The sequence below is a fragment of the Kordia sp. E genome, from assembly GCF_056033805.1.
In genome coordinates, this window is the sequence record NZ_JBRASR010000002.1 from 1,309,380 (window position 1) to 1,322,534 (window position 13,155).

Below are 13,155 nucleotides of genomic sequence, written 5' to 3' on the forward strand. Positions count from 1 at the left end.
GACGTGTCCACAATAATTCACTTTAAAAGTGAAAAATTGCGGTCGGGCTATTAGCAGTCGCTTTTTATTCGTCATGCTGAACTTGATTCAGCATCTCATAAAAGAGCTCCAACAATGCCGCTATCCCTCACGCGAAAAACAGATTATTTAAATTAAAAATATTTTAGGTATTGAGTTTGTTTTTTCCGAAGTATAGTAAGTGTTTTTTGTTAAAAATTTTTGAAGCCTTGGAAAAAATTTAGAAAAATAATTGCGGTTTTAGTTTTTGAGAGAAAAACTAAAAATACCTCTGGAAAAATTCCCTTTCTTTTGTTTCTTTTCTTTGGGAAAGCAAAGAAAACGAAAAATGAAAACGAAAAAAAGTTGAATGAAGCACTTTAATAATTAAATTTCTTAAACAAAAAATGGAAACAAAATATGCCATAACAGTTGATGACCTTACGGTTGCATACAATTACAAACCTGTACTTTGGGATATTGATTTGGCAATTCCTGAAAGTGTATTAATGTGTATTGTAGGTCCAAATGGAGCAGGAAAATCTACATTAATCAAATCAATTTTAGGAATCATAAAACCGATTGCAGGAAGCGTTTCTATCTTTGGAAAACCCTACGAAAAACAACGACGATTAGTAGCGTATGTACCACAAAAGGGAAGTGTTGATTGGGATTTTCCAACAACTGCTTTGGATGTTGTTATGATGGGAACGTATGGAAGCCTCGGTTGGATAAAACGTCCTGGACAAAAAGAAAAGAAAGCATCTTTAGAAGCTTTAGAAAAAGTAGGAATGTTGCCTTTTAAAAATCGTCAAATTAGTCAACTTTCTGGTGGACAGCAACAACGAATTTTCTTGGCAAGAGCTTTGGTGCAAAATGCTTCGATCTATTTTATGGACGAACCGTTTCAAGGAGTTGATGCAACTACAGAAAAAGCAATTATCAATATTTTAAAGGAACTTAGAAAAGCTGGGAAAACAGTTGTGGTGGTGCATCACGATTTACAAACTGTTCCTGAATATTTTGATTGGGTAACTTTTTTAAACGTAAAAAAAATTGCCACAGGTCCTGTAAAAGACATTTTCAATGATGATAATTTGACAAAGACGTACGGAATCAATTACAAAGTAAGTGTTCAAGAATAAACGCAACTTATGAAAACAAAAACAATATTCACGCTATTACTAATAAGCTTTTATTCTCTTTCAGGTTTTGCACAAACTGACATGAAAGCGGAAGAAGCAAAAGTACTTGAAGCGTTGACAAAACTGCGTTCTGACAATCCAACTCCTGATAGAGAAGGAGCAGCCATTCAATTTGAAAAAATACTAAAAACAGTACTTTCTAATGAAGAAAGTTGGAATTACAAGTTTCCAGAATTGCGCAAATACATTTCTGTGAAAACTTCTAAAGACAAAAAAATCAGAACCTTTAGCTGGGACAGTCTCTTGGGTGGAAGTTGGCATGCTTTGAGAAGTTTGATCCAATTTAAATCAAATACTGAACTACATGTTGTTTCCTTTCAAGATGAAAAGCCAGTTGATGATGAAGAGGAAGGAAATGATATGTTTGCTGATGCTGTGATTTTAGGAATCTATCCGTTTGAAAAAGGCTACTTATTTGAAGGATTTGGAACCTATGGAAGTGGACATCATCATAAAATTCTAGCGTATTTTGAATTGGTAAAAGAAAAATTAGTCAAAAAATCAATTTTTGAAGACGATGAACTTATCTATGTTTTTAAAATTGCGAGACGTTATAAGTTCGATTTAGAAGTAGATATCGAAAAGAAAATCGTCACACATAGCGAGTTTGTAATGAATGATGATGGATTTTTTCAACCTACTGGAAAAAAAGTATTCTTAACTTTTAATGGGAAGAAGTTTGTAAAACAAATTAAAGATAAGAAACCATAGACATCCAAGAATACATATCGCTTGTTTTTGAAGATTACACCTTACGAACCATTACGCTTGGAACAGCGATTTTGGGAGCTATCTGTGGAATGTTAGGAAGTTTTGCTGTATTGCGAAAGCAAAGTTTACTCGGAGATGCTATTTCGCATGCGGCGTTGCCAGGTATTGCAATTGCTTTCCTAATTATGGGCGCAAAAGACACGTATATTTTATTAATTGGCGCTTTAATTAGTGGATTAATTGGAACGTTTTGGATTCGTGGAATTACGAAAAAAACACACTTAAAATCAGATACAGCATTAGGTTTAACGCTTTCCTTATTTTTCGGTTTCGGAATGTTATTACTAACATTCATTCAAAAACAACCAAACGCCAATCAAGCAGGATTGGATAAATACTTGTTTGGACAAGCAGCAACATTACTTGAAAAAGATGTTTGGCTCATGGCAATTGTAGCAGGAATTTGTTTAGTCATTCTACTCGTGTTTTGGAAAGAATTTAAAATCTTACTATTTGATGCAGATTATACCAAAACTCTCGGGTTCAATACACGTTTTATAGACATACTAATCACAACTTTTATTGTAATTACCATTGTGTTAGGCTTGCAAACTGTTGGTGTTGTTTTGATGAGTGCGATGTTGTTGGCGCCAGCAGCAGCAGCACGACAGTGGACGAATAGTTTAGGCGTTATGGTAACGTTAGCAGCAATTTTTGGAGCTTTTTCAGGAGTTGTCGGAACAGGAATTAGCGCAAGTCAAAGTAACTTGCCAACAGGTCCAGTAATTGTGTTAGTTGCGGCAAGTTTTGTATTGATTTCGTTTATATTCTCTCCAAGCAGAGGTCTATTATTTCGTCAAATTCGTTTTATGAAGAATAGAAATAATATCAAAATGCAGAAAACATTAGCATTTATGTATGGAATTGCAAAAACACACGAAAATATAGCGCATCCGCATTCGGTAAAAATATTAAATGGTTTTCAAGGATTTTCAAAACGATCATTGCAAGAGTTGGTCGATTTAAATTATGTGCAAATTAGCGGACAACAATGGTCAATGACGCAAGAAGGTTATGAAACTGCTGAGAACTTATACGATCAACAAATAAAAGATACACATGAATAGCGCGCAAATTACCATACAAGTTATTGTGGCGCTAGTTGCGGTTGCATGTGCCATTCCAGGAACATTTTTGGTGTTGCGAAAAATGTCGCTAATCAGTGATGCTATTAGTCATTCCATCTTATTAGGAATCGTAATTGGGTTTTTTATTGTGGAAGATACATCTTCACCTTTATTGATTGTTTTGGCGGCTTTGGCAGGAATTGTCACTGTTTTTTTAGTTGAATTTATTCAAAAAACAGGCTTGGTAAAAGAAGATACAGCTATCGGATTGGTGTTTCCTGCATTGTTTAGTATTGGAGTTATTTTGATTGCTAAAAACGCAAACGATGTGCATTTAGATATTGATTCGGTAATGGTTGGTGATTTAAGCTTAGCACCTTTCGATCCGTTATTGATCAATTGTACAGAAGGAATTGCAGATTCATGCATCAACCTTGGACCGAAAGCGATTTGGGTTATTGGTAGCATTTTGATAATCACATTAATTCTATTATTTGCATTTTTCAAAGAATTAAAAGTAAGTACGTTTGATGCTGGTTTGGCGTCAGCGCTAGGTTTTTCGCCAATTATTATGCATTACGGACTCATGACGGTTTCTTCGGTTACCATTGTTGGTGCGTTTGATGCTGTTGGACCAATATTAGTTGTTGCATTGATGATAGCGCCAGCGGCAACCGCGTATTTATTTACCAAAGATTTAAAGAAAATGTTAGTGCTTGCGTGCTTTTTTGGCGTCTTTTCAGCAATTTCAGGATATTGGTTAGCACACATATTAGATGCTTCCATTTCAGGATCGATGACAACGGTTTTAGCTATTCTATTCTTGCTAGTATATGAACCAATTATCACTTCTATTGTGGTAGGTTTAGCTACAGTAACTGGTGTAATTTTTAATCAATATTATGAAGCATTACTATTGAATGAAGATGGTTTTGCACAATTCGCGCTAAGCGATAAAATAAAAACTGTTTTTGAGCAATTTGTCTTTTTAGATTATGTTTCCATTGTTGGAATCGGACTCGTCTTTGCGGCGTTACTAATTTATATTTTACCAAAAAGAGGTGTCATTTACGGGTATTATAAAGTACGACAACAGAAAACAGAAATTATGTTGTTGGTGTTTTTATTACACATCCGAAATCATGCAGAAGAAAGTGAACGTCATGTAAAACATTTGAATGAGCATATCAATTGGCAGCAAATACGATCAAAATCTATTCTAGAATTGGCGTTAAAAAATAATATGATTACTATTGAAAAAGACATCACTTCTTTGACTAAAAAAGGAGAAGAATTTACCGAGAAAGCCATCGATTATATCATCACAAATAAAGATACTGAAATAGAGGAAATGAAAGATGATTTCTTCCTATTTAGAGGATAACCAATTTATATGAAAAGTATAAAGCTACTTTGTTTAGTATTAATTTTAAGTTCTTGTAATTTTAATTACAAAGCAAAAGAAAAACCGTTTCCAATTGTTTTACAAACGAATCCTGTAGAGTGCGGACCAATTTGCTTGCAAATGGTGAGTAGTTATTACGGAGTTGAGTATGATATTGAGACTCTAAATAACCTTTCAAATTTACGAACAGGAGGCACATCAATTGGAGATATTTCAAATACAGCAAGTATAATTGGTTTATATAACTTAGCTGTGAAAATTGACTATCAAACATTATTGGATGAAGTTCCATATCCTGCAATGTTGCATTGGAATGGGAATCATTTTGTATTGGTGCATAAGATGGATAAAGACAGTATTTGGATTGCTAATCCTGCAACTGGTATGGAAACGTATGCAAAAGAAGAGTTTTTACCACATTGGATTGCACAAGATTCGGTAAATACACTTCAAGAAGGATATGCACTACTATTTGAAACTACGGATAAATTTTACAAGGCAACTACAAAAATAAAAGCACGCTTACAAAGTAACATAAAAGCAAAAAAACAAGATTCTATTTTGCTATCTAATTCTTTGTAAGAAATGAAAGGATATTTCTTCTTGTTTAGAGGATAATTAGCACATTTTTTTGCTCTCTGTAAGAATACGGCTAACATTTGTTAGTTAGTTGTTTTTCAGTAAGTTAACATAATTTTAAGTTTTTTAATTTACCATTCATCTATAGAAATACTACGTTTATCGACCAACTTCGCTAGTTAATCTAATTATATCCTAAATAATAGATAATCAAACTACTTTAGTATTGAGTAATTTTAAAAAAGTCTTTATTGATTTGTTCAACATATAAATCAATTATCTGACATAAAAAAAGAGAGTGCGGCTTAACACTCTCTTTTTTTACGTCTTTTATTTTCCTTTCTGCATTGAGTATTTTATCCAAAACGATAACATAATTAGGATTGCTATTTGTAATATGATATAGATAATTCCAATATCAAATACAACTCTTTCCACAATAACAAAAACCAAGATTCCTAATAAATAGAATGCTCCGCCTTTGATATCAGACTTAAATTGAGTTGGATTTTGCCTAAAATCAAAATAATATGCAATTCCAATAAATAGAATTGAAGCATAAAAAAGAGGTTCTAATAGTGTTATCATACCTACAATTTAAGATACTTTTAGGTATATCACCAAAAATTAAATAAAAAGTTGTTAAAGTTCTAATCGTGTTTTACAAGCGGTATGTTCTTTGTTGCGTTGCAAAGCTTAACATTAAAACTAATACAATGAAAAAAATTACACTTTTTTTATGCATGCTTTCAGTTGCATTTATCAATGCACAAGATGCGAATCAAAATGACACTAGTTCGGACAAACTTACTTTTACGAAAGGAGCACAATTTGTCAATGCAAATTTGTCATTAAACATTACCAATTCTGACTTCAAATCGGAAACGCAAACACGAGATGCTGAAAACTTCGGATTTAGTATTAATTCATCATATGCGTACGCTATTAATGATAATTTATTTTTGGGACTAGGATTGGGATATTCTAATAATACGAGTAAAAGTGAATCTAATAATGTCTCAAGTGAAGAAATAAAAACGAATTCGTATCAAGTATTTCCATTTGTACGTTATTACAAAGGAATAGGGAAGAAGCTAGCATTCTTTATACAAGGAGAAGCACGATACTCACATTTTGAAACTGACGTAAATGTATTAAATGGTTCAGATACTAATAATTTCTTTTTTGGTATACGACCAGGATTGACATTAATGCTCAATAAAAACTTAGCGTTAGAAACCTCTATTGGTGCATTAGGCTACAGAACTGGAAAATCTGAAAATGAATCAAATAATTCTGAAGGTAGTTTTAATACTTTTGAACTCTCTTTAAATTCATCAAATCTATTTTTTGGATTGAGTTACTACTTGTAAGAAAATTAGAATGGATTAATGAAAGCCGTAACTGTCTTTATTAAAAGGCTTTTGCGGCTTTTATTATAAAACATTTTTTTTAGAATAAATACGATGCTAGCTCATTTTTTTTTGATAATTTAATTGTTGAATTAACATTAAAACTATCATATGAAAAAAATTACACTCTTTTTATGCATGCTTATTATCGGGTTTGCAAACGCACAAGATGCTGATCAAGATTCCAGTTCGAATAAACTAACTTTCGAAAAAGGAACAAATTTAATTAATGGCGGACTTTTTTTTAATTCCACAAAAATAGAAACAACTTCTACATTAGAACAAGAAGATACTCGTTTCGGAATTGGAATCAATGCTTCTTATGCATATGCTATTAATGACAATTTATTTTTAGGTTTAGGTCTAGGATATACACGAAACAAACGTGAAAATGATGTTCCAGGTTCTCCAGTTCAAGAAACTATCTCAAATACGTTTCGTGTGTTTCCATACATACGTTACTACAAAGGAATTGGAAAGCGCTTATCACTTTTTGTGCAAGGAGAAGCACAATTTTCTACTGGTAAAACGGAAAATAACGGAGAAGATTTTATTGAAACGGATAGCTTTTTTGTAGGAGTTAGGCCAGGATTTACTTTTATGGTTAGTAAATGTTTAGCATTAGAAACAACTATTGGAGCATTAGGATATACAAGTAACAGCTTAGAAAACTTTCAAAGTAATGTAGAAAGCGATTCAGGTAGTTTTGATTTTTCATTCAATACATCAAACTTGATTTTTGGACTAACGTATTATTTCTAAAAAATTATGAAAAAAATTATACTTTTCTGCTGTATGTTTGCTATTGGGTTTTTACATGCACAAGACAGCGATAAAGATTCCAGTTCAGACAAATTAACATTTGAAAAAGGCACAAGCCTTATAAACGTAGGATTCTTTATAAATGATAGAAATACAGAGAATGAACTTCAATCTCAAACACAAGAAGACAGTCGTTTTGGAATCGGAATCAATTCCACTTACGGATACGCAATTAGCGATGATTTATTCTTAGGACTTGGCTTTGGATATTCGAGCAACAAACGTGAAGTAGATGTTACTGGAAATCCAACACAGGAATTTAAAAATATTACTTTCCGCATATTTCCTTATGTACGTTATTACAAAGGAATTGGAAAAAATTTGGCATTTTTTGTACAAGGAGAAACAGAGTATTCGCGTAATACACTCGAATTTGATGGAGTAGATACTGTAGAAACAGATGGTTTTTCTGTTGGAGTTAGACCAGGACTTACGTATATGATAAGCAAATGTTTAGCATTAGAAACGACTATTGGTGCATTAGGATACACAAGTTCTAGTTCAAAAAATTTACAAAATAATGAGGATAGTGATTTGAGAGGATTTAACTTTTCGCTCAACTCTTCCGACTTAATTTTTGGACTGAGTTATTACTTTTAAAAAGAATTAAATACATTAATGACAACCGCAATCGTCTTTTCCACAAGCTTTTGCGGTTTTCTTTTTCCAGAAGAATTTTTTAATGATAAAACCAACTGCAATGAAAAACGTAATACCGACTAATATTTCTTGAATCATCTTTCCTTGTTTTACTTTAAAAATTGATATGCTATAAATCCAGCTATATAAGCAATGGCCGTCATTCCGAATAATTGAATCATTGGCCATTTCCAACCATTTGTTTCCCGCTTTACAATGGCAAGTGTACTCATACATTGCATCGCAAATGCGTAGAACAATAACAACGATATTCCTGAAGCAAAGGTAAATACTTTTTTGCCTGAATCTGCATGTACTTCCGATTGCATTTTTGCTTTTATAGTATTTCCGTCTTCATCATCGCCTTCACTACCAACACTATAAATAGTTGCTAAGGTTCCAATAAATACTTCTCGCGCTGCAAACGAACTCACTAAGGCAATTCCTATTTTCCAGTCGTAACCCAATGGTTTTATCGCTGGTTCAATTGCTTTTCCAATAGTTCCTAATGCAGAGTTTTCTAGTTTTAAAGCGGCAACTTCATCCTCAATAACGGCTTGTTTAAATTCAGGAGTTTTTTCAGCTATAGCTGAATTAATATCTTGTGCCGTCAATCTTTTATTTTCGTTTGTAGCTTCTTCTTTCAAACTTTCTTCAAAACGCAAAATTTTATTCTGAAGCGAAACTTCTTGAATCTCATTAAATCCATTTTCTTCAATAGAAGTTGCAATAATTTCATCTGCATTCTTAAACGAATCATTGACACCAACAGAAGCCAAAACCCACAAAATAATTGAAATTGCTAAAATGATTTTTCCAGCTTCAAATACAAATGTTTTTGTTTTTTCTATAACGGTTAACGCTACATTTTTAAACAACGGAACTTTATATTTTGGCATTTCTACCACGAAATACGACTTGCTTTTAATCTTTAGTGTCTTATGTAAAATATAAGCGGAAAGTAATGCAATTGCAAAACCTATAATATACAATGCCATTAATGTAATTCCTTGCCAATTGAAAATCCAAAAAACGCGCTCACTCGGAATCACCAATGCAATTAAAATAGCATACACAGGCAAACGTGCAGAACATGTGATAAAAGGAGTCACTAAAATAGTAATCAATCGTTCTTTCCAACTTTCAATATTTCTAGTTGCCATTATTGCTGGAATAGAACAAGCAGCTCCCGAAATTAACGGAACAACACTTTTTCCGCTCAAGCCAAAACGACGCATTATTTTGTCCATCAAAAAGACAACACGACTCATATAACCGCTTTCTTCCAAAATGGCAATAAAGAGAAATAAGAACGCAATTTGTGGAATAAAAATGACGATTCCGCCCAAACCTGTAATAATTCCATCGGCTAATAAATTGGTAAACATTCCTTCAGGTAAGGTTTCTTTTGTCCAATCTGCCAACGAGCCAAACGTACTGTCGATAAAGTCCATCGGAATAGAACTCCATTCAAAAATAACTTGGAATATCAACAATAATAACACGCCAAAAATTACATATCCGAATATTTTATGTGTAAAAATTCGATCTAACTTTGTTTGTAAATCAGAAGCTTTTTCTTTGTCAATTGTATATGATTTCTTTAATATGTTATTAATAAATTGGTAACGAATTATCGTTTCGTGATGCTGTGCTTTTTTAAGTGCTGCTTCGGATAACGAAGTGAGTAATTCAGGATTTTTGATTGTATTCTGCTTAAATCTTTCGGCAGGAATACACGCTTCTTTTGAAACCGATTTATATTCTAAGATTGCTTCTTTTAGATCTGAAATTCCTGTTTGCAATTTAGAACTGATCACTACAATTTTTGTATTTAAATCAGCTTCTAGTTGCGGAATATCAAGAGTAATTCCTTTCAATTTCATTCTGTCAGCCATATTAATGACCAAAATTGCAGGAATATTTAGGTCTTTTACTTGAGTGTAAATGAGTAAGTTGCGTTTCAGCTCTTCTACATCTGTCACTACAATTGCAACATCAGGATAGAATTCGTTTTCAGGATTGTTTAAAATATCAATGGCAATCTTTTCATCTGCGGAAGAAGCATTTAAGCTATACGTTCCGGGTAAATCTAAAATGGTTGCTTTTTGTGTTTTGGAGAGCTTACACGTTCCAGTTTTCTTATCAACCGTAATACCTGGATAGTTTCCAACTTTTTGATTCAACCCTGTTAAATGATTGAATAATGATGTTTTACCTGTATTTGGATTTCCTATTAATGCTACTTGTATCATTGAATCACTCATGCGTAATAGGATTATATATTTTCTATTAGAATTTGTTCGGCAGTATCTTTTCGCACAGCGATATTACTTCCATTAATCGTTAAAAATAAAGGACCGTTAAAAAGTGTAGTTTGTACCAAAGTAACTTCGTTTCCAGGAAGGCAACCCATTTCTATGAGTTTTAGCGGAATTGTATCAACAGGAAAATCAAGAATTATTGCTTTTTCTCCCTTTTTTAAATGTGCAACGGTACGCATTCTTTATTTAGATTAAATTTAAAGAAGCAAAAATAAGTTAAAAAGTTAAGTTAGAAAACTTCCATGTGGAAAAACACTTATTTGTATGACTTTTTTAAGATTTCAATGTCTTCAAGAAGCTTTTCAATATCTTCTTCCTTCGTTCCATCATAAAAACCTCGAATACGACGTTCTTTATCAATTAGCATAAAATTCTCAGTATGCACCATTCCATAATCATCATCACCTTCTGATTTTACAGCTAAATATGATTTACGTGCTAAGTCATAAATCTGTTTTTTATCACCTGTAACTAAATTCCATTTTTTATCATTTACGCCTTTTTCAATTGCATAGCGTTTTAATTGTGCTACCGTATCAATTTCTGGAGTTACCGAATGTGATAATAGCATAATATCATCATCATTTAGAATTTCTTTTTGAATATCTGCCATGTTTTTTGTCATAATTGGGCAAATTGTAGCGCAGGTAGTAAAGAAAAAGTCTGCAACATAGATTTTGCCGCTATATGCTTGTTGTGTAACGGTTTCGCCATTCTGATTCGTCAAAGAAAAATCATTTATTTTATGATATTTACTTACATGCTGTATGGAATTGTCAACTAACTCGACATTTACATTAGCAGGTTGATATATTGGAAGAACTTCTTTTCGTTGAAGTGTTATGTAGAAAAGTGTGATGATAATAGCTGATAAACAAAGCATTACAATCGCAAAAAGTCTGTATTTGCTAAAAAATGATAACATAAAATTCCGTTTAACGTATAAATTTACAGTTCGTCGAATAGTTTTGGGGTATTCATCGAAAAAACCCTCTGCAAATTTACGATTTTTATTTTTGATTGGGAAAAATTCCTATATTGTCTGTCCCAAATCTAACTTATTACCTATGAAGAATACCATTTTAGCCATTGGTTTCTTATGTACTCTTATCGCCAACGCGCAATCAGGTCAAGAACTGATTGATGTCGTAAAAGGAGAACATACTAAGGCAGTACAATTACAGCAGTTTGAAGCAAACGAAAACACAGCTTCTTACGATTTACTATATCACAAGCTTCAATTCGAAGTAGATCCAGCAAAACATTATATTAAAGGAGAAGTTACTACTGAGTTCCGTGCATTGGAAAATACAGATCAAATAGTTTTTGACTTATCTGACAACTTAGAAGTGTCTTCAGTAACTACAACAGAAGAAGCGTTGGCTTTCACACAAGAAAACAACGAACTTACTATTACATTCGCCAATGGACTTTGTGAAAACGCTACAGAAAAAGTAACGATTATTTACGAAGGAACACCAATTAAAAATAATAACGGTAACGGATTCGTTACAACTTCACACAATAACACACCATCTTTATATACACTTTCTGAACCTTATGGATCAAGAGAATGGTGGCCATGTAAACAAGATTTAAAAGATAAAATTGATCAAATAGATGTGATCATTACTGCGCCAAAAGCATACAAAGCAGTTTCAAATGGAATGGTTATTTCTGAGGAAACTAATGGCGATTTTGTAACAACACACTGGCAACACAATTATCCTATTCCTTCTTATCTAATAGGAATGGCAGTAACGAATTACGAAGTATTTTCACAAACAATTGAAAACAATGGTGAAAGTTTTGATATCGTAAACTATGTATATCCAGAATCAAGAGAGAAAGCAGAAGAATACACGAAAGTGACGGTTGACATCATGAATTTGTTTCAAGATTTATTTGGAGACTATCCTTTTAAAGATGAAAAATACGGTCATGCCGAATTTGCGTATGGTGGCGGAATGGAACATTCTACAATTTCTTTTATGGGGAATTTTAGTAGATCGTTAATTGCACACGAATTAGCTCACCAATGGTTCGGAAACAAAGTAACTTGTGATTCATGGAATGACATTTGGCTAAATGAAGGTTTCGCTACGTATTTATCTGGTTTAGTTGAAAACCACTTAGATGGAGAAGAAGACTTTATCAACTGGAAACGTAGTAAAATTGCTGACATTACAACGTCTAGAAACGGTTCTGTATATGTTAAAGATGAAAAGTTAGATAATGTTGGACGTATCTTTAGTTCACGTTTAAGCTACAACAAAGGAGCAATGGTAATTCATATGTTGCGTAAAAAATTAGGTGATGCTAAATTTTTCAAAGGAATCAGAAATTATTTGAACGATGAAGAATTAGCATATGGATATGCAAATACAGATCAATTAAAAGCACATTTAGAAAATACAAGCGGAGAAAACCTAACAGAATTTTTCAACGATTGGATTTACGGAGAAGGATATCCTTCATATGATGTAGCTTGGTATCAGTCTGAAATGAGTGATTTAAGCATTAAAGTAAATCAAGAACAATCGAACAGAAAAGTAGATTACTTCGAAATGAATGTACCTTTCTTAGTTGTAGGAACACAAGGAGAAGAAAAATTAATCACTTTAGACAATACATTTAACGGTCAAGAATTTACATTAACTGTTGGTTTTGAAATTGCAGATATCATTTTTGATCCTGGATTTGATTTGGTTTCAAGAAATAATACCATTGGGATTGATATTGAGGCTGTTGCTGATTTAGAAATTAAGCCAACTTTAGAAGATACTACACAAAAAACGACGGCTGTTTCACTTGGAAAATAAGTTACTATTATTCAAGATTTCCATTTAATTGTTTTAAAAAAAACATATAGGTAGGTTTGAGCCTTTTTTAAGTTGTCATAAAAGCTTACTTTTGTGCGTTCTATAAACATTT

At 32.7% G+C, this 13,155-nt stretch carries 15 protein-coding genes; 10 read left to right on the forward strand and 5 right to left on the reverse strand.

All coding sequences use genetic code 11. The annotated features are described in order from the left end of the window. The first annotated feature begins 219 nt into the window (after positions 1–219). Genes ACUUYC_RS08860 through ACUUYC_RS08885 form a run of 6 tightly spaced genes read left to right on the forward strand, consistent with a single transcriptional unit; the run spans position 220 to position 5,027 of the window. A complete protein-coding gene (locus ACUUYC_RS08860; RefSeq protein ID WP_474265350.1) occupies positions 220–381 on the forward strand; it encodes a hypothetical protein in 162 nt (53 codons plus the stop codon). A gap of 23 nt (positions 382–404) precedes the next feature. Then, positions 405–1,142 (forward strand): metal ABC transporter ATP-binding protein, encoded by a 738-nt coding sequence (locus ACUUYC_RS08865; RefSeq protein WP_474265351.1) that lies wholly within the window; start codon positions 405–407, stop codon positions 1,140–1,142. Positions 1,143–1,151: 9 nt separating this feature from the next. Further along, a complete protein-coding gene (locus ACUUYC_RS08870; protein ID WP_474265352.1) occupies positions 1,152–1,913 on the forward strand; it encodes a hypothetical protein in 762 nt (253 codons plus the stop codon). After that, a complete protein-coding gene (locus tag ACUUYC_RS08875; RefSeq protein ID WP_474266371.1) occupies positions 1,910–3,040 on the forward strand; it encodes a metal ABC transporter permease in 1,131 nt (376 codons plus the stop codon). The genes ACUUYC_RS08870 and ACUUYC_RS08875 overlap by 4 nt, the downstream gene beginning before the upstream one ends. Further along, entirely contained in the window at positions 3,033–4,424 is a 1,392-nt protein-coding gene (locus ACUUYC_RS08880) for a metal ABC transporter permease (RefSeq protein ID WP_474265353.1), read from the forward strand. Before ACUUYC_RS08875 ends, ACUUYC_RS08880 begins: the two co-directional genes overlap by 8 nt. A 9-nt stretch (positions 4,425–4,433) precedes the next feature. After that, positions 4,434–5,027 carry a cysteine peptidase family C39 domain-containing protein gene (locus ACUUYC_RS08885; protein ID WP_474265354.1) on the forward strand — a complete coding sequence of 198 codons (594 nt, stop codon included), beginning with the start codon at positions 4,434–4,436 and terminating at the stop codon, positions 5,025–5,027. 327 nt (positions 5,028–5,354) lie between these two features. On the opposite strand, the gene ACUUYC_RS08890 is transcribed toward ACUUYC_RS08885, so the two are convergent. Next, complete coding sequence (locus ACUUYC_RS08890) at positions 5,355–5,612, reverse strand: hypothetical protein (RefSeq protein ID WP_474265355.1); 258 nt, start codon at positions 5,610–5,612, stop codon at positions 5,355–5,357. Between the two features lie 128 nt (positions 5,613–5,740). Here ACUUYC_RS08890 and ACUUYC_RS08895 point away from each other — a divergent pair, with 128 nt between their 5' ends. From ACUUYC_RS08895 to ACUUYC_RS08905, 3 genes are all read left to right on the forward strand, one after another. Then, the gene (locus ACUUYC_RS08895; RefSeq protein ID WP_474265356.1) at positions 5,741–6,397 is read left to right on the forward strand and encodes an autotransporter outer membrane beta-barrel domain-containing protein; all 657 of its coding nucleotides are present in this window, start codon (positions 5,741–5,743) and stop codon (positions 6,395–6,397) included. 150 nt (positions 6,398–6,547) lie between these two features. After that, entirely contained in the window at positions 6,548–7,198 is a 651-nt protein-coding gene (locus tag ACUUYC_RS08900) for an outer membrane beta-barrel protein (RefSeq protein ID WP_474265357.1), read from the forward strand. A gap of 6 nt (positions 7,199–7,204) precedes the next feature. Further along, positions 7,205–7,858, forward strand: coding sequence for an outer membrane beta-barrel protein (locus ACUUYC_RS08905; RefSeq protein ID WP_474265358.1), 654 nt, complete (start codon positions 7,205–7,207; stop codon positions 7,856–7,858). A gap of 15 nt (positions 7,859–7,873) precedes the next feature. On the opposite strand, the gene ACUUYC_RS08910 is transcribed toward ACUUYC_RS08905, so the two are convergent. The 4 genes from ACUUYC_RS08910 to ACUUYC_RS08925 form a co-directional block, all read right to left on the reverse strand. Continuing rightward, entirely contained in the window at positions 7,874–7,996 is a 123-nt protein-coding gene (locus ACUUYC_RS08910; protein ID WP_474265359.1) for a FeoB-associated Cys-rich membrane protein, read from the reverse strand. A gap of 11 nt (positions 7,997–8,007) precedes the next feature. Further along, the gene (feoB, locus tag ACUUYC_RS08915) at positions 8,008–10,164 is read right to left on the reverse strand and encodes a ferrous iron transport protein B (protein WP_474265360.1); all 2,157 of its coding nucleotides are present in this window, start codon (positions 10,162–10,164) and stop codon (positions 8,008–8,010) included. Positions 10,165–10,175: 11 nt separating this feature from the next. Continuing rightward, positions 10,176–10,400 (reverse strand): FeoA family protein, encoded by a 225-nt coding sequence (locus ACUUYC_RS08920; protein WP_474265361.1) that lies wholly within the window; start codon positions 10,398–10,400, stop codon positions 10,176–10,178. Positions 10,401–10,477: 77 nt separating this feature from the next. Next, positions 10,478–11,146, reverse strand: coding sequence for an SCO family protein (locus tag ACUUYC_RS08925; protein WP_474265362.1), 669 nt, complete (start codon positions 11,144–11,146; stop codon positions 10,478–10,480). A 142-nt stretch (positions 11,147–11,288) separates the two neighbouring features. Between ACUUYC_RS08925 and ACUUYC_RS08930 the strand changes: the two genes are divergently transcribed. After that, a complete protein-coding gene (locus tag ACUUYC_RS08930; protein ID WP_474265363.1) occupies positions 11,289–13,043 on the forward strand; it encodes a M1 family metallopeptidase in 1,755 nt (584 codons plus the stop codon). Positions 13,044–13,155: the final 112 nt, after the last annotated feature.